At 64.1% G+C, this 17,180-nt stretch carries 16 protein-coding genes and 1 tRNA gene; 8 read left to right on the forward strand and 9 right to left on the reverse strand.

Annotation, left to right across the window (positions count from 1 at the left end):
* Positions 1–53: 53 nt before the first annotated feature.
* The 6 genes from BRAD285_RS15470 to BRAD285_RS15495 form a co-directional block, all read right to left on the reverse strand.
* Complete coding sequence (locus tag BRAD285_RS15470; protein WP_006610434.1) at positions 54–233, reverse strand: hypothetical protein; 180 nt, start codon at positions 231–233, stop codon at positions 54–56.
* A gap of 466 nt (positions 234–699) precedes the next feature.
* Positions 700–1,116, reverse strand: coding sequence for a response regulator (locus BRAD285_RS15475; RefSeq protein ID WP_006610433.1), 417 nt, complete (start codon positions 1,114–1,116; stop codon positions 700–702).
* Positions 1,113–1,559, reverse strand: coding sequence for a response regulator (locus BRAD285_RS15480; protein WP_006610432.1), 447 nt, complete (start codon positions 1,557–1,559; stop codon positions 1,113–1,115). Before BRAD285_RS15480 ends, BRAD285_RS15475 begins: the two co-directional genes overlap by 4 nt.
* Before the next feature lie 218 nt (positions 1,560–1,777).
* Positions 1,778–2,623, reverse strand: a complete 846-nt coding sequence (locus BRAD285_RS15485; protein ID WP_006610431.1) for a GRP family sugar transporter — start codon at positions 2,621–2,623, stop codon at positions 1,778–1,780.
* 33 nt (positions 2,624–2,656) lie between these two features.
* Positions 2,657–3,160 carry an NUDIX domain-containing protein gene (locus BRAD285_RS15490; protein WP_006610430.1) on the reverse strand — a complete coding sequence of 168 codons (504 nt, stop codon included), beginning with the start codon at positions 3,158–3,160 and terminating at the stop codon, positions 2,657–2,659.
* 195 nt (positions 3,161–3,355) lie between these two features.
* Positions 3,356–3,430, reverse strand: a tRNA-Asn gene (locus BRAD285_RS15495).
* 257 nt (positions 3,431–3,687) lie between these two features.
* Between BRAD285_RS15495 and BRAD285_RS15500 the strand changes: the two genes are divergently transcribed.
* The 5 genes from BRAD285_RS15500 to BRAD285_RS15520 all read left to right on the forward strand — a co-directional run bounded on the left by BRAD285_RS15500 (position 3,688) and on the right by BRAD285_RS15520 (position 10,672).
* Positions 3,688–3,873 (forward strand): hypothetical protein, encoded by a 186-nt coding sequence (locus BRAD285_RS15500; protein WP_006610429.1) that lies wholly within the window; start codon positions 3,688–3,690, stop codon positions 3,871–3,873.
* Positions 3,874–4,024: 151 nt separating this feature from the next.
* On the forward strand, positions 4,025–4,690 hold the full coding sequence (locus BRAD285_RS15505; protein ID WP_006610428.1) for a protein-L-isoaspartate O-methyltransferase: 666 nt from the start codon (positions 4,025–4,027) through the stop codon (positions 4,688–4,690).
* A gap of 285 nt (positions 4,691–4,975) precedes the next feature.
* Positions 4,976–6,361 carry a TolC family outer membrane protein gene (locus tag BRAD285_RS15510; protein WP_006610427.1) on the forward strand — a complete coding sequence of 462 codons (1,386 nt, stop codon included), beginning with the start codon at positions 4,976–4,978 and terminating at the stop codon, positions 6,359–6,361.
* A gap of 378 nt (positions 6,362–6,739) precedes the next feature.
* Positions 6,740–7,495 carry a PopZ family protein gene (locus BRAD285_RS15515; RefSeq protein WP_006610426.1) on the forward strand — a complete coding sequence of 252 codons (756 nt, stop codon included), beginning with the start codon at positions 6,740–6,742 and terminating at the stop codon, positions 7,493–7,495.
* Between the two features lie 312 nt (positions 7,496–7,807).
* Positions 7,808–10,672, forward strand: a complete 2,865-nt coding sequence (locus BRAD285_RS15520) for a valine--tRNA ligase (RefSeq protein WP_006610425.1) — start codon at positions 7,808–7,810, stop codon at positions 10,670–10,672.
* A gap of 83 nt (positions 10,673–10,755) precedes the next feature.
* Here BRAD285_RS15520 and BRAD285_RS15525 read toward each other — a convergent pair whose 3' ends face one another.
* Positions 10,756–11,394: a DNA-3-methyladenine glycosylase gene (locus BRAD285_RS15525; protein WP_035645190.1), complete on the reverse strand. Its 639-nt coding sequence runs from the start codon at positions 11,392–11,394 to the stop codon at positions 10,756–10,758.
* Between the two features lie 132 nt (positions 11,395–11,526).
* On the opposite strand from BRAD285_RS15525, the gene lipA reads away from it, so the two are divergent.
* Both lipA and BRAD285_RS15535 read left to right on the forward strand, forming a co-directional pair.
* Positions 11,527–12,486 (forward strand): lipoyl synthase, encoded by a 960-nt coding sequence (gene lipA / locus BRAD285_RS15530; protein ID WP_006610423.1) that lies wholly within the window; start codon positions 11,527–11,529, stop codon positions 12,484–12,486.
* Positions 12,487–12,496: 10 nt separating this feature from the next.
* Positions 12,497–12,970, forward strand: coding sequence for a type II toxin-antitoxin system RatA family toxin (locus BRAD285_RS15535; protein ID WP_006610422.1), 474 nt, complete (start codon positions 12,497–12,499; stop codon positions 12,968–12,970).
* A 353-nt stretch (positions 12,971–13,323) separates the two neighbouring features.
* On the opposite strand, the gene BRAD285_RS15540 is transcribed toward BRAD285_RS15535, so the two are convergent.
* The gene (locus BRAD285_RS15540; protein ID WP_006610421.1) at positions 13,324–14,586 is read right to left on the reverse strand and encodes a methyl-accepting chemotaxis protein; all 1,263 of its coding nucleotides are present in this window, start codon (positions 14,584–14,586) and stop codon (positions 13,324–13,326) included.
* An 859-nt stretch (positions 14,587–15,445) separates the two neighbouring features.
* Here BRAD285_RS15540 and BRAD285_RS15550 point away from each other — a divergent pair.
* Positions 15,446–16,003 carry an HD domain-containing protein gene (locus BRAD285_RS15550; protein ID WP_006610420.1) on the forward strand — a complete coding sequence of 186 codons (558 nt, stop codon included), beginning with the start codon at positions 15,446–15,448 and terminating at the stop codon, positions 16,001–16,003.
* A 48-nt stretch (positions 16,004–16,051) separates the two neighbouring features.
* Here the strand turns inward: BRAD285_RS15550 and BRAD285_RS15555 are convergent, their stop codons facing one another.
* Positions 16,052–17,017 (reverse strand): prolyl oligopeptidase family serine peptidase, encoded by a 966-nt coding sequence (locus BRAD285_RS15555; protein ID WP_006610419.1) that lies wholly within the window; start codon positions 17,015–17,017, stop codon positions 16,052–16,054.
* Positions 17,018–17,180 lie beyond the last annotated feature (163 nt).

Consider the following 17,180-nt stretch of genomic DNA (forward strand, 5'->3'; position numbering starts at 1 on the left):
CTCTGTTTCAGGCCGCGAACGAATCCCGTCCGGAAGAGAACGGCGGATGCGACTCAGCAGGCCGCGAACCAGCCATCCGGAAACGGGATCAGCGGCCAAGCGCCTTGGTTGTCGTTGGCTGCTTTGGGGAGGGGACGAACTGAAAACAAGCGGGCCATGGAATCGGTCTCAAGCTCTGGCGCAATAGCCGTTCTGACAACGTCCATCAACAGTTCGTATTCAGCTTCGCTCATCGTCCCCTCGCGCTATCGCGAGCAGAATGGCAAAGCTCCACTTTGTTCAAATTGAGCGGATCATTCAAAATTTAACGATCGCGCATTGACGACCTAATTGGTTACCGGTGCCTTTCGTTCCTGTCACAGGTATCGCAGTCTGCGCATCTGCGGTGTGAACGAGGTCACATCCGCTGGAACATAATCGATCCTAGATGGCTCCTCGCGCCGAGCCTCCGGGTTGGGTGCCAGGATACGCGGGAGATCGTGGATGAAGACGCGAAGCGTACGACGATGTGTCCCTGGTTGCCGCTCCTCGCAACGCGCAACGCTGAGGCTCTTCATCGCCCGCTACGTCCGGAACGCGGTCAAGCGGCAGGCGAGACCGGTTGCGGTGCAGCAGCGATAGCGGTCTATCGATGCTACGGCGAGTGGCGGGCGAATCGCTGTGCGCCTCAGTGTCCGACGCGGCGTCTGCCGTTTGACTTTATTGCCGCGTCATGGCTGGGACGGCGAGGGGCTCACTCTCATGCATCAGAATGTCGCGCATCAATTGCGACAGATCCCGCGGCTTGAACGGCTTCGCCAGCCGATGCAGGCCGACGACCCTTGCCGAGAGACCGAGGAAGTCGGGAGTGCCGCGTCCGGATTCCAGCACCAAGCCTGACATCATCACGATCGGCATGTTCGGCCGGGCCGCTCGCGCCGCCCTGATGACGTCATTGCCGTCCATATCGGCGAGGTTCAGATCGATCAGGGCTGCGGCAAAGTCGTCGCGGGCGACCGCATCCATCGCCAACCGGCCATCGGTGACGGCCGTGACCGCGTAGCCTTCGCGAACCAAAAGATGCTGGATGACACAGCACACGCCGACTTCGTCATCGACGACCAGGATGTTCGTCATGATGCTCTCCTGACAGATGTAGACGCGGCACCAGGTTGCCGGGCTTCGATCAGCAGTCGCTGACGAACTTCGATCGCACGATCCACCGCTTCGAGCAGATCGAGAATGTCGAACGGCTTCTGCAACGCTGCCGTCGCGCCGAGCTTGATGGCCATGCCGAGGAAGTCGGGAGCTCCCTGCTTCTTATCGGTGAAGGCGTAGCCGGAAATCGCGATGAACGGCACGGTCGGATCGATCTTGATCAGCTCGCGGATGGTTGCGATCCCATCCATGCCCGGCATGAACATGTCGATCACGACGGCGTCGAACGACACGCCGCCAATCAGTCGGATGCCCGTTGGACCGTCCGGCGCAAGGAAAACGCCAAACCGCTTCTTCTTCAATAATGTTTCCAGCGCTGCGCGCGTGGCGGAATCATCGTCAATAATGAGTACAGTAGGCATGGGCCACCATCAGTATGGGATGGACTGAAGGACGCTCACGCTACAAGGACAACGGACTCGTAAAGGACAAAGTAATTAACACTGAATTAGTTGTTTCAATTTTGCAACCAGGAGTTTTACGGAACCCTCCGTTAGTCTGTCGCTGACATGCGATGTGCACTATGCGATGAACATGGAACTATGAGAGCAGCTTAGACGGTAATTAGTTATCTAGCGGCTCAGACTGGCTTGAGCACTGCGACAATCACCAGTCCCACTGCTATGAGCGCGGCGCAGCCCAGCCGCTGCGGTGTTGCGCGCTCCTTGAGGACCAGTACGCCGATCAACGTCGCAAACAGGACGCTGCATTCGCGGAAGGCGACCACGTTCGCGATCGGATTACGGCTCAGCGCCCACAGGAACACGGCGAAAGACGTGAGACCCAACAGGCCTGCGATCAGCACGGCCACGAGGGACTCGCGGATATCGGACATGATGCCCGGACCGCGCTGTAGTGTCGCCACGATGAAGAACACGAGGCTGTCGAGCACGATCACCCAGGCGGTGAACGAGGCCCATCCCTCCGGTTGCCGCGTGCCTGCGGCATCAATGACGGAGTAGGCGGCGACCATTGCAGCGGCAAGAATCGCGGCCGCGAACGCACGGCGGTCAATCGCACCGTGAACGCGGTCGCGCGCCAGCCCGAGAATGCCGACGACGATGACTGCAATGCCGGTCAGCTGTCCGGCGTGAGGCCATTGTTGCAGCCCGAGATAGGCGAGCAGCGTGGCGAACAGCGGCACGGTTCCGCGGGCGATTGGATAAGCGCGTCCGAACTCGGCCGAGCGGTAGGCCGTCGCGAGACTGATCTTGTAGCCGGCGTGCAAGACCAGCGAGGCGAGGAGGATTGGCCAGGTTGATGGCGAAGGCGCCGGGACGAAGAACAGAAAGGGCAGCGTCAGCACGCTGCTCACAAGGCCCATGCCGGCAAGGATTGAGACGCTGCTGCCGGTCTTGACGATGGCATGCCAGGTCGCGTGAAGCAGACCTGCGAGCAGCATCAGGATTGTGGCAATCGGGTCCAACCGGTGCGGGCCTTGATGAGCGACGACAGGCGATCAGCTCTCAGGCCGCCAGCCCGCTGCCGCAAAATAGGGAACGGGGTCGCGATCGAACGCCTGGCGCGAGATGATTCGGCTCGATGGCGAGACCGGGAGCTGTTCCCATTCCTGCCGATCGACGAATCTCAGCGAGGCAATCTCGTCTCCATCGGGCGTCAGCGTGCCGCCGATGACCACTGCCTCGAAGGCGATCACCGTATAGTAGGTCAGGTCGCCATTGGGGTAGCGAATCATGAATTCGGGGCCGCCGAATACGCCGAGCAGGCGCTGCGGCCGGACCACGAGCCCGGTCTCCTCGAAACATTCGCGGCTGGCCGCGTCGGCTGGATGCTCATTCGGGTCAATGGCGCCGCCAGGCAGGGTCCAAAGATTCGTCTCGGCGTCGCGCCCCAGCAAGATGCGGCCGGTATCGTCGAACACTGAGATGGAAACTGCGGTGGTTGCCAGGAGGTCGTGGCCGATCTTGCTGCGCACGGCTTTGAGATGATCGGAAATCGGCATCGCTGATGGTCGCCTGAGAGGGAGGCCTCGCTTGCCCGAGCGCCCCCGCGCCGTCAAGGCAGGGCATCTCGCGCCGTCATCGCCTTGGCCGCGTGATCCGTGGACGTCAGATTTCAGTCGCATACTCAGCAAGCGAGCAGCGAAAGGGACGGCCGGGGATGTCTTGGGAAGAAGAACCATTCGGCGCGGCCAGAATGGCTCCCCGGGCTGGATTCGAACCAGCGACCATTCGATTAACAGTCGAATGCTCTACCGCTGAGCTACCGAGGAACAAGCGAAGCAGTGTTCGCGAGTGCGGCTGCGTATAACAAAGCCTTTTCGCCTTGCATAGAACGAAATCGCATCCCGGTGACATTTGCGGGATCGCTGGATTTATATTTTAAATTCAGTGGCTTGTCTTGATTTTGAACGCTGAATGGGCAGCCGCCGCCCACAGTTGGATGACAGGAATTTCACTTGGAGGGGATCAAATCGACATCGATAGTCAGGAGGAACTTGCCAGTGCCGGGGTCACGGAGTCTTGTCAGATGCCGAACACCATCGTCCAGTTTACCCAGACAGTCACCGCGCCGTCGCTGATTCCCGACCCCGTCGCGCGTCTCAGCGATGACGAGTGCCTCACCCGATTGGCCGACGCGGTGACGCGCGGCGATTCGGAGCATCTGGATGAGATCGTGCAGTTGATCGGCCGGCTGGCCGTGGTGATCGAGTAGTCTCATCCGTCGCATCACAGCATCTGCCGTGGACGGTCCCGCGGCAACGCGCGGTGTATCCGTTGAACCGCGTGTTGCCTTTTCGGGAGCCTTGTACCAAAAGATTGCGCAGATCGTTCGCGGTTCGTCCGCTTTGCTTGCAGGTCTGCTCATGTCTTCATTCGCGACGGCGCGCCAGAAAATGGTCGATGGTCAGGTCCGGACCAACGACGTCACCGATCACCGCGTGCTCGACGCATTGCTGACCGTGCCGCGCGAGGCCTATGTGCCAGCCGATCGGCAGGCGCTGGCTTATCTCGATCTCGACCTCGATGTATCTGAATCACCGGCAGCGAAGCGGTTCCTCATCAAGCCCATGCTGATCGGGAAAATGTTGCAGGCCGCCGAGATCAAGCCGACCGACAGTGTGCTCGTGGTGGGCTGCGCCACCGGCTATCTCGCGGCCCTTGCCGCCAAGCTGGCCGGCAGCGTGATCGCGACCGAGGTCGACCCGGCCTTGGAAGGGCACGCCAAGCAGTTGCTGGCTGCTGCGGAAGGCTGCCCGGTCGCGATTCGCGTCGCACCCGCTGTGCAGGGCGATCCGGCCGACGGTCGCTTCGACGTGATTCTGTTGAATGGCGCCACCGAGATCCCGGTGGATGGCCTTTGCCGCCAGCTCAAGGAAGGCGGCCGCCTGGTCGGCGTGTTTGCCAAGACGAAGCCCGCACGTGCCATGATCTTTACGCGATCGCATGGTGACATCGGCAGCAGGGTCCTGTTCGATGCCGCGGCACCGGTTGTTCCCGGTCTCGAACGCGTCCCCGAGTTCGTGTTTTAAGTCGTCCTACGAATCGTCCTGCCGACTCGGTTGAGCGCGCGGTGATCCCGCTCGCGCAATGGGATTTCGTTTGGTCGTCTTCACGGCTGCAGACGGGCGAAATTCTGTTTCAAATCAGAAGTGTGGCCCGGATGCTGCACGTGCGGAGATTTCGGCAGCAGTTCCAGGGGAGGGTGGTTCCGTTGCGCTTGCTTGGGGAATAAGGTGCCAAGTGCGCGGGAGTCTCTTCAACAGGTTACGGCCCGGCTCTGGCGTTCGAGCCGGTAACAAAAGAATGGAACAGGGATGTTTGGGGTGAAGCTCGTCACCGCGGCGGCGGCTGCGGTTCTCGTGATGGCTTGTGCAGGCCCGATGCCTGCGCTTGCCGACACGATCGAGGCTGCGCTGGTGCGCGCCTATCAGAACAACCCGCAACTGAACGCGCAGCGGGCTTTCGTGCGCGCGACCGACGAAGGCGTCCCCCAGGCGCTGTCGGGATATCGCCCTAACGTGAAGCTGCAGGCGACCGGCGGCGTCTCGTATACGGACTTGCAGACGGCTCCTGGCGCGCCGGCGGCCCACGGCCTGCAGAGGCCGCGTAGCGTCACTTTGATGGCCAACCAGACGCTCTACAACGGTCAGCAGACGGCCAATGGCGTCCGGAAGGCCGAGGCGAGCGTCTCCGGTGAGCGCGAAGGCCTGCGGGTCCTTGAGCAGAACGTGCTGTTGTCGGCCGCCACCATCTATATGGACTATCTGCGTGACGCGGCGATCGTCGAGGTGCAGCGCAGCAATACGCGGGTGCTGGAGCAGACGCTGAAGCAGACGCGCGACCGCTTCAATGTCGGCGAAGTCACCCGCACGGACGTTGCGCAGTCCGAGGCGCAGCTCGCGGCCGGCCGGACGCAGCAGCTCACGGCCGAAGCGAATCTGACTGCAACCCGGTCCAATTTCCGCCGCATCATCGGCAGCGAACCAGTCAATCTCACGCCGGGCTCACCTGTCGATCGGTACCTGCCCCCGACGCTCCAGCAGGCGGTGGAGACGGCCCTGACCGAAAGCCCCGCCGTCACCTCCGCGATGTACGGCATCGATATTCAGTTCCTTACGCTGAAGATCAACGAAGGAGCTCTGCTGCCGACGGTCACGCTCCAGGCCTCGGCGAGCGAATCGTATGAAACCTCGGTCCAGTCGTACAAGGCGTTCAATGCCGCGGCGACGGCAACCCTCACCGTGCCGATCTATCAGGGCGGTGGTGAATATGCGTTGATCCGGCAGTCGAAGGAGACGCTCGCTCAGCGCCGTCTCACCCTCGAACAGACGCGCGATCAGGCTCGTTCCGACGTGGTATCGGCATGGGGCAAGCTGCTGGCCGGCAAGGCTCAGGTGCAATCGGCGCAGGCTCAGGTCTCAGCCTCGGAGATCGCCCTGAACGGCGTCCGCGAGGAAGCCAAGGCCGGCCAGCGTACGACGCTCGACGTGCTCAACGCCCAGCAGGCGCTGGTCAATGCCCGGGTATCGCTGGTGACCGCCCAGCACGACCGCGTCGTCGCGTCCTATTCGGTTCTGCAGACGGTCGGGCGTCTGTCGCCGCAGGTTCTGAACCTGCCAACCACCACCTACGATCCGAGCGTGCACTACCAGCAGGTCCGGGACAGCTGGGCGGGTGTGCGGACCCCCGATGGTCGTTAGTCAAATCTTAATATCAGTGCAGATCCCCCGGTCCTTGGCCGGGGGATTTTTTTATGGCACATGCTGTAGTTGTGATGAATGCGCGACGCTTGGCTGGCGAACTCCGTGCTCCACCGGTTCGCGGCGGGCGTTGCTTGCATTCATTTGTTGCCATGACATAGCCTCAAAATGGCCGCCGAACGATTCGGACTACGTCGGATGTTCTTCCAAGAATAGACGCCGATATGGACAGTATCGTTCTGTTGTTTTGCATCGATCTGGCCTCGTCTGGAGACAAGTCGGCATGTCCGTTGAGAAGTTCACGCCACTTGAATCCGGCGCCCGGGACTTTTGCGCTGAGCCGGTTCGTGCTGCGGCGTCGCTGATTTGGAGTCGGAAATGACGCAGCCTGCAAAGGTCCAAGAACCCTCCATGGAGGAGATTCTGGCGTCGATCCGGCGTATCATTGCCGACGATGAAGCCAAGCCGCCGGCCGCGGAGAAGGCGGCGGCGCCGGAGCCCCTGAAGGCCGAGAAGCCGGCTGCGCCCGCACCGGCGCCGAAGCCGGTCATGAACGACATCCCGCCGTCCAAGATTGCTCCGGCTGCCGCGAAGCCCGCGCCGCCGCCGGCACCACCGCCGCCTGCGGCAGGACCGAGCAACAGTCAGGACGACATTGACGCATTGCTGGCGGGTTTGGATGAGACGCCTCCAGTCGCAGAGGCTCGGCCACCGGAACCCGAGCCTGAGCCCGAACCAGAAGTACTCGAGTTGACGGACGACATGGCCGTGGCACCACCACCCGCTCCAGCACCCGCCCCAGCCGCTGCTTCCTTCAAGAAAGTGGAGCCGCAGGACGACATCGAATTCATCGAGGCAGGCCGGTTGAACAAGAAGGCTGTCAGCTTCGAGACCCCGTTCGAGCCGGTGGCGCCGAAGCAGCCGATCCTGGCCCCGCAGACGGTCAATGCCGTTGAGTCGGCGTTCAACGCGCTCGCCAATACGGTGCTGAGCAACAACGCCCGGACGCTGGAGGATCTCGTCAAGGAGATGCTGCGCCCGATGCTCAAATCCTGGCTGGACGACAATCTGCCGGCCTTGGTCGAGCGCATCGTCAAGGCCGAGATCGAGCGCGTCTCGCGCGGCGGCCGCTGAGGCTCCGGGCCCAGGCTGGCGCGCCGGTTCGACGTGTGGGAGCGTTGCGGCGGCTCGCCGTCTGCTCTCATTGTTCGCCGCCGCTGTTGACTTGGCGGGCGGCGGCGGCTTTCTAGCCGTTTCAAGCTGATGCTGCCCGTCGGATCGGGGAAACGCTCTCCTTAAGGGCGCGATCCGTGGCCGGACATCGGTCCGAAAAGAGCCCAAGCACCAAGAGCTTGCGCGAGCTTTTTCAGGTCGCGACCAAAGACCAGGACAAGTTCCGCGACATCCCGAATTGGACAGCCGGCCTCGAGCCAGCTGGGAAATGTCATGATCGAGAAGAATTACCAGCCCGCCGACCTCGAAGGCCGCATGTCCCTGGTCTGGGAGGATGCGCGCGCGTTCTCCGCCGGCCGCCCCGACCGCCGTGGGGCCGACCCCTTCACCATCGTGATCCCGCCGCCGAACGTCACCGGCTCGCTGCATATGGGGCACGCGCTCAACAACACGCTGCAGGACATTCTGTGCCGGTTCGAGCGCATGCGCGGCCGCGACGTGCTGTGGCAGCCGGGCACCGACCATGCGGGTATCGCCACCCAGATGGTGGTCGAGCGCCAGCTGATGGAGCGCCAGCAGCCGGGCCGCCGCGAGATGGGCCGCGAGAAGTTTCTCGAACGCGTCTGGCAGTGGAAGGACGAGAGCGGCGGCACCATCATCAACCAGCTCAAGCGCCTCGGCGCGTCCTGCGACTGGGGCCGCGAGCGCTTCACCATGGACGAGGGCCTGTCCAAGGCCGTCGTGAAGGTGTTCGTCGAGCTGCACCGCGCCGGCCTGATCTACAAGGACAAGCGGCTGGTCAACTGGGACCCCAAGCTTTTGACGGCTATCTCTGACCTCGAGGTCCAGCAGATCGAGGTCAAGGGTAACCTCTGGTATCTGCGCTATCCGATCGAAGGCAAGACCTTCAGCCCCGAGGATCCCTCGAGCTTCATCGTCGTCGCCACCACGCGTCCCGAGACCATGCTCGGCGACAGCGCCGTGGCCGTGCATCCCGATGACGAGCGCTATCAGCATCTCGTCGGCAAGCGCGTGATCCTGCCGCTGGTCGGGCGCGAGATCCCGATCGTCGCCGACACCTATTCCGATCCGGAGAAGGGCACCGGCGCGGTCAAGATCACGCCGGCGCACGACTTCAACGACTTCGAGGTCGGCCGCCGCCACGGCCTGCCGCAGATCAGCATTCTCGATCGCGAGGGCTGCATCGCCCTGGTGGACAACGAGGACTATCTGCGCGGCCTTCCCGAAGGCTCCGAGGAGTTCGCCAAGGAGTTTCATGGCGTCGAGCGTTTCGCCGCGCGCAAGAAGATCCTGGAGCGGCTGGAAGCGTTTGGCTTCCTCGAGCGTATCGAGCCGAACACGCACATGGTGCCGCATGGCGACCGCTCCGGCGTCGTCATCGAGCCGTATCTGACCGACCAGTGGTATGTCGACGCCAAGACCCTGGCGCAGCCGGCGATCGCGGCCGTGCGCTCGGGCGCGACGACGTTCGTGCCGCGCAACTGGGAGAAGACGTACTTCGAGTGGATGGAGAACATCCAGCCCTGGTGCATCTCGCGCCAGCTGTGGTGGGGCCATCAGATCCCGGCCTGGTACGGTCCCGACGGCAAGGTGTTCGTCGCCGAGACCGAGGAGGAGGCCGTCGGCCACGCCATCGGCTACTACGTCGAGCAGGAGGTCATCACGGCCGAGCAGGGCCGCGAGATGGCGCTCGACCGCAACAAGCGCGAGGGCTTCATCACGCGTGACGAAGATGTCCTCGACACCTGGTTCTCCTCGGCGCTGTGGCCGTTCTCGACGCTCGGCTGGCCCGACGATACGCCGGAGGTGAAGCGCTACTACCCGACCAACGTGCTGGTCACCGGCTTCGACATCATCTTCTTCTGGGTCGCCCGCATGATGATGATGGGCCTGCACTTCATGAAGGAGGTGCCGTTCTCGACCGTCTACATCCACGCGCTCGTCCGCGACGAGAAGGGCGCCAAGATGTCGAAGTCGAAGGGCAACGTCATCGATCCCTTGGCGCTGATCGACGAGCACGGCGCCGACGCGCTGCGCTTTACGCTCGCCGCGATGGCCGCCCAGGGCCGCGACATCAAGCTGTCGACGCAGCGCGTCGAGGGCTACCGCAAGTTCGCCAACAAGCTCTGGAACGCCAGCCGCTTCGCCGAGATGAACGGCTGTGCCGTTCCCGAGGGTTTTGATCCCGCCGCGGCCAAGGAGACGCTCAACCGCTGGATCGCGCACGAGGCGGCCGCCGCGACGCGCGAGGTCACCGAGGCGCTGGAGGCCTATCGCTTCAACGATGCGGCCAACGCGATCTACCGCTTCGTCTGGGACGTCTATTGCGACTGGTATGTCGAGCTCTCCAAGCCGACCTTGCTGGGCGAAGAGGGGCCGGCCAAGGACGAAACCAAGGCGATGGTCGCCTGGGCTCGCGACGAGATCCTCAAGTTGCTGCATCCCTTTATGCCCTTCATCACCGAGGCGCTGTGGGAGTCGACGGCGAAGCGTGAGAGCCTGCTGACGCTGGCGCCCTGGCCGCATCGTGTCGATACGCCGACGGTTGCCGAGATCGCCGCGTTGTCGGCCGCGAGCTTCGGCGATCCGCTGGTGCCGCCGGTGCTGGTGTCGTTCGACGCCGCCAGCTTCAAGGACGAGGCGGCGGAAGCGGAGATCGGCTGGGTGGTCGATCTCGTCACCGCGATCCGCTCGGTCCGCGCCGAGATGAACATCCCGCCGGCGACCCTGATGCCGCTCGCTCTCGTCGGCGCGTCCGCCGAGACGAAGGATCGCGCGCCGCGCTGGAGCGAGGTCATCAAGCGCCTCGCCAGGCTGTCGGACATCTCCTTCGCCGACACCGCGCCGGAAGGCTCCGCCCAACTCGTCGTCCGCGGCGAGGTGGCGGCGCTGCCGCTCAAGGGCGTCGTCGATCTCGCCGCCGAGCGCACCCGGCTGGGCAAGGAAATCGCCAAGGCCGATGCGGACATCGAGCGCGTCGACAAGAAGCTCGGCAACGAGAAGTTCGTCGCCAACGCGCCGGAGGAGCTCGTCGAGGAGGAGAAGGAGAAGCGCGAGGCGGCGCTGGCGCGCAAGGCCAAGTTCCAGGAGGCGCTGTCGCGGCTGCAGGGCGTCTGACACGACGCTCTCTCTCCTCCGTCATTGCGAGCGCAGCGAAGCAATCCAGGGTCCCACGCGCAGCCCCTGGATCGCTTCGTCGCTTACGCTCCTCGCGATGACGGTGGGAAGGGCTTGCTCAGGAAGCGCGAGCCTTTCAGGCCGAAGCGCCAAGGCTTCTCCACTGCCTTGGTGATGCCGATGCGGACGCCCGTGACGACCTCGACATCGTCAGGTCGCGCGAACAGCTCGATCGGGGAAGCATCGAGCGGCAGCGCGTTGTGCGCGATCGTCACGCCCATCGCCTCCGTCAGCTTGCCCGGCCCCGAGCATAGCATCCGCACATCCTCCAGCCCGCGCCGCCGCCTCATCTCGTCGATCCCCAGCGTCGGCTCGATCGCCCGGATCAGCACGGCGCTCGCCGAGCCCTCCGGCTCGCAAACGAAGTTCACGCACCAATGGATGCCGTAGGAGCGGTAGACGTAGGCAAAGCCGGGCGGGCCGAACATCACCTGGTTGCGCGGGGTGGGCCCGCGGAACGAATGCGCGGCCGGGTCGGTGTGGTGATAGGCCTCGACCTCGACGATCACGCCGCCGACGCCGTCGACCAGGAACGTCGCCCCGATCAGTTCGGGGGCCACCTGGAGCACATCGCGGGCGAAGAACGACCGCGTGAGCCGCTTGCCTGCGCCGCGTGTCCGAGGCCGTGAAACTCCGGGAGTTTTTGCCGGTTTTTGCGCCATTCTCGAGAAAATCTGCCGGGATGAGCGCCCGCAGGCGCTGCCCATATCTGCCATGCCCTGGTATCCTCGGCCAGCCGGTTGCGGCGCGGCCCGGCACGGAATAGCTAGGGCGCAACAGGATTTGCAGGTCCCATGGTCACGATCGTCGACATCAACGCGAACACGCCGCTGCGCCCTCGCCACCCCGAGAAGGTGAACCGGCCGGACTCGGTCTCGCCGGCCAAGCCCAGCTGGATCCGGGTCAAGGCGCCGACCACCCGCGGCTATGCCGACACCCGCAATATCGTGCGCGAGAACGGTCTCGTCACCGTGTGCGAGGAGGCCGGCTGTCCGAACATCGGCGAGTGCTGGGACAAGAAGCACGCCACCTTCATGATCATGGGCGACACCTGCACGCGGGCTTGCGCGTTCTGCAACGTCAAGACCGGCATGCCCGCCGCGCTCGACGCCGTTGAGCCGGAGCACGTTGCCGAAGCGACCTTCAAGCTCGGCCTCGCCCATGTCGTCGTCACCTCGGTCGACCGGGACGATCTCACCGACGGCGGCGCCGCCCATATCGCCGCGACCATTCGCGCCATCCGCGCGAAGTGCCCGACCACCACGATCGAGGTGCTGACGCCGGACTTCCTGCGCAAGGACGGCGCGCTGGAGCAGGTCGTCGCCGCCAAGCCGGATGTCTTCAACCACAATCTCGAGACGGTACCGTCGCGCTATCTCTCGGTCCGCCCCGGCGCGCGCTACTTCCACTCGATCCGGCTCTTGCAGCGGGTCAAGGAGATCGATCCGACCATCTTCACCAAGTCCGGCATCATGGTCGGGCTCGGCGAGCAGCGCCACGAGGTGCTGCAGGTGATGGACGATCTGCGCTCGGCCGAGGTCGATTTCCTGACCATCGGGCAATATCTGCAGCCGACCAAGAAGCACCACGCCGTGATGAGCTTCGTCACGCCAGAGGAGTTTTCGAACTACGAGACCGTCGCCTACACCAAGGGTTTTCTGATGGTGTCGGCGAGCCCGCTCACGCGCTCCTCGCACCACGCCGGCGAGGATTTTGCCAAGCTGAAGGCCGCGCGCGACGCGCTCGCGCGCTGATCGAGACCAGATGCCGAGATTTTCCAACAAGCGCCGCGTCGCGCACACGGCCGACAAGATGTTCGACCTCGTCGCCGATGTCGAGCGCTATCCGGAGTTCGTGCCGCTGTGCGAGCGGCTGGTGGTGCGCCAGCGCAATGCGAAGCCTGATGGTACCGAGGTCGTCGTCGCCGACATGACGGTGTCGTTCAAGCTGGTGAAGGAGACTTTCACCAGCCGCGTTACGCTGGATCGCGCCAAGCGCAACATCCTGGTCGAATATGTCAGCGGGCCGTTCTCCAGCCTGGAAAACCGCTGGAGCTTCGAGCCGCGTGAGCAGGGCGCCTGCGAGGTGACGTTCTTCATCGCCTACGAGTTCAAGAGCCGCATGCTGGCGATGCTGATGGGCTCGATGTTCGACACCATCTTCGCGCGGATGTCTGCGGCGTTCGAGAAGCGGGCGGACGCGATCTACGGGCGCAAGCCGGCGGTGTCGTCGACCTAAGGCTCGTTGATCGCCGCCAGCGATTGATCTCCGGCGGCGCCTCAATCTCCGCTGTCGTCCCGGCGAACGCCGGGACCCATAACCACAGGATCGCGTGTGGCGGCACGCGCGTGACTCCGATCTCGTCTCACAACATCCGCCGCGGCGTATGGGTCCCGGGTCAAGCCCGGGACGACGGCGGTGGGTGGGGCTCGCGGTCTACCAACTCACAGCGAACGCTGTATCAACTCACAGCGAAACGAACGCCGATCGAACAGCGTCGCTGTAGGATTCCTATCCACGTTTCAAACAGCTGCCCCGCGGCATCGTCGCGGAGCCGGTCTGATCGCGGACCTGTCAGCCTGCGATCTTTCCTACGCCGCCTGCACGGCGGTCAAAAAGTCCTTCACCTTGCCGCGCAGGTCGTCGGCATGCTTGGAGAGCTGCCCGGCCGCGCCGAGCATCTGCCGCGCGGCGCCGCCGGCGGATTCCACGGTCTGGCTGACCGAGCCGATATTGGTCGCGACCTCGCGGGTGCCACTGGCGGCCTGGCTCACCGAGCGTGCGATCTCCTGCGTGGCGTGGCCCTGCTGATCGACCGCGGTGGCGATCGTCTTTGCGATCTCGCTGATCTGGCCGATGGTGCCGCCGATGCCCTGGATCGCCGCGACGGTGTCGCTGGTGGCGCGCTGCATGGCGCTGATGTGGGCGGAGATCTCGTCGGTCGCTTTCGCGGTCTGGCTCGACAGGCTCTTCACCTCGGAGGCGACCACAGCAAAACCGCGGCCGGCATCACCGGCGCGCGCCGCCTCGATGGTGGCGTTCAAAGCGAGAAGGTTGGTCTGGCTCGCGATCGCATTGATCATGTCGGTCACGGCGCCGATCTTGGCGGCGGCATCTGCCAGGCTGTTGACGAGGTCATTGGTACGGGAGGAGGCCTCGACTGCCTCGGCGGCGATGGTCGAGGAGGTCGCGACCTGGCGGTTGATCTCGCTGACCGAGCTCGATAGCTCCTCAGTGGCGCCGGCGACCGACTGCACGTTGGACGAGGCCGAGCTCGAGGCGGAGGCCACCAGCGCCACGCGCTGGGTAGCCTGGTCGGCCGTGGCGGTCAGCGACGCCGCGGTGGTCTCGACCTCGCGCGAGGCGCCGGAGATCGCGTTGGCAATGGCGCCGACGCTAGCCTCGAAATCCTTGGCGATCCGGTCGAGCGCGCGCTTCTTCTCCTCGCGCGCGGCGACGAGATCGGAGAGATCGCGACGAAAGCTCATGACGTAGGTCTGGCCTTCGATCGTGGTCGGCACCAGGGTGATCTGCACCAGAGCAGGGCTGCCGTCGGCGCGCTTGGTGGTCCACTCGAAGCTGGCATGGCCCTCGCGCCTAGCCTTGGCGTCCATCTCCTTGACCACCTCGGCGGACCGCTTGCCGTTGGGCTGGAATTCCGGCGCCATCGTCGCCGGCGAGCGCGACAGCAGATCCTGCTTGCTGCGGAAGCCGCCAAAGCGCACCGCCGTCTCGTTGCAGGCGATGATCTTGCCTTCGGACATCACCAGGATGGCATCGCGATTGCGTTCGAACACCTCTGCCATCAACAGGTTATGCGTGCGATCAGCCGACTTGCCGGAGAAGAAAGCCATTGGGGGTCCCGAATCCACTGTCAGAGAAGAATGAGCGAGACGTAGCAGGGCAAAATTAACCAAAACCTTTCCGGCCGCGGTCGCTGCCCGTAATCTTTCGATCCGTCGGACCGGACAATGACGGAGGCCCGACGCAGCCGCCGATGTCCCGCGGCGCAAGCGCGCCCGAGCTGTTGGGATCGACGGACCCCCGGACAATCACGAGGGCGCAGGGAATGCCGGGCGCTGGCCGCAACCCATGGCCCGCCTGCAACAAAAAAGCAGGCGGCAGTCACCACAGGTCCAGCCGACATCCGGCATTCCCTGCGCGATGGTCTTCACGCTTATACGCAGTCTCCCCGGGGACCGGCTGTCTTGCCCCCGTGGCCGGCGGATCATCACCGCCGGCGTGACACCAGCATCGGGGTGTCAGGACGCTGCGACTTCACGTCCGCCAAGTGCCGTTCGTCGGCACGCCCGAAGGCGCGCTGCGGCCCCTCGGCGGCCATCGCCTCCCCACCTCGCGTATCGTGACGATCGCGATGCGCCCCTCGTGTCGAGGTGGGATGAGGGGAGGGAAACATGAATTCTGGAAAGACGAAAGCGGAATATTTTCGCGGTGAGGACTGGACAGTGAGTCGGGCGTTGAGCGCGCTGGAGAAATTCGTCGTGCCGCGCACGGTTTCTTGTTCACCCTCGGCCGGCTGAAGGCTCAGCAAGGCGGCTGACACATGTCGGCGGCGCAGCTGATTTGCCCGACGGGTGGGCTATGCTGACGCACGACCTCTTGGGAATGCTCCATGTGACCCTGCGGCTATGCTCTGCTGAATTGAACGTTCGACTGTCTGATCCCCAACCATTCGGAGAAGAAAGCAAACTGATGTCACTCTCTCAACGCTACGACGAGGCGCTGGTCTATGCAGCGCAGCTCCATCGCACCCAACTCCGCAAGGGCAGCAACGTACCCTACATCGCGCATCTGCTGAGCGTCTCCAGCCGCGTGTTGTCGGCCGGCGGCAGCGAGGTGCAGGCCATCGCCGGCCTGCTGCACGATGCCGCCGAGGACCAGGGCGGCCAGGCCACGCTGGACGTCATCCGGCAGCGGTTCGGCGACGGTGTCGCCGAGATCGTCGCGGACTGCACGGATTCCTGGGTCGAGCCGAAGCCGGAATGGCGCCCACGAAAGGAAGCCTATCTCGCCAAGCTGCCGCATAAGCCGGCGTCTTCGCTGCTGGTGTCGCTTGCCGACAAGGTCGACAATGCCGAAGCGATCGCGCGCGATCTCGACGATGTCGGAGACGCGGTCTGGCAACGCTTCACCGGCGGAAAGCACGGGACGATCTGGTACTACCGCACGCTGAGCAGGATTTTCGATCAGGCGTTGCCGGGGCCGTTGGCGCGGCAGCTTGCACGGACGGTGGGTGCTTTCCCGTCCTGACCGGTTGGACAGGACAGGCGTCGGTCCTGGGGCGTCTCCTGGGCGGGTCTATCGGCCGAGCTTCTCGGAGAAGAACCTGACGACCTCTGCGTCAAACATCCGATGAAATGCCGCGCGGTCGAATGTCGAAGGCGTGTCAGTACAGATGCGCGGCACAGCGGCTGCCAGCCCGGCAGAGCAGGGTGCAAGGAACGCATAGTGGCCCGATGGCACGATGTGAATTTCCGGCTGACCCGGCAGGCTGCCCGCAACCCGCGCGGTGCTCTCGGGATCGGCGCCGTAACCGCCGAATTGGGAGCGCCAGATCTGTAGCGGAATCTGAATGCTCGCCAAGTTGGCGTCGGCGAACGGTCCGGATGGCACCGTGTCGGCGAGAACAGTAGCCCTGATCCGGCGATCACGGGCGAACGATCTGGGCACATCGCCGTTGCGGACCTGATCACAGAAGGGCGAGGATTCGGTGCAGTAGCGCATGACCCGGCTGAAGTCCGGATCGGCGCCCGCCAGCACCAATCCCGTAAAGCCTCCCTTGGAGAAGCCGAAGAATCCGATCCGCTCAGGATCGATCGCACCTTTGTCCTTCCAGTCGCTCACCATGAAGTCGATCAGGCGTACGATGTCGGCGGGCCGTGACGTCCAGGTCGAGAGGCTGTCGCGCTGGGCGTCGTCGCCAACACTGTCGCCGGGATGGCTGATCGCAGCGACGATGAAGCCGGCGTCGGCCAGGGCCTCGTTGAGATCGTGATGCTGGCCGAACCAGCCGCCGCGGCCGTGCGAGAACACGATGAGCGGGAGCCTGGCGCCCTTGATCGGGCAGTCCTTGACGCCGGGCAGCGTCTTGGTGCCGGTGACTTCAAGGTTGCCGAGAGGCACCTCCTGTGCCGCAGCAGTGCAAGGCGTCCAGATCGCGCCTTTCAGCTCGGGATCGCCGTCGAGAAGTTGAAGGCCGGCGGCGTGAACGGAGGAGCTGAGGAGCAGCAGCGCCAGGGCGAGCGCGGGATAAGTTCGATACAAAGCATGATCTCCTGGAGGTGAACGATGGGGCCGTGCTATCGTAGATTGTCATGCATAGTCGTATGTCATGACGGCGCCCGTTGCGTTCACTGCGTGGGCAGCGAGCGAACACAAGATGGTTTGATCGCGCCGTAGCTTTGGTCCGCAGACCAATCGTGCGGCA

Origin of the sequence: Bradyrhizobium sp. ORS 285 (assembly GCF_900176205.1) — a bacterium.
Taxonomy (GTDB): Bacteria; Pseudomonadota; Alphaproteobacteria; order Rhizobiales; family Xanthobacteraceae; genus Bradyrhizobium.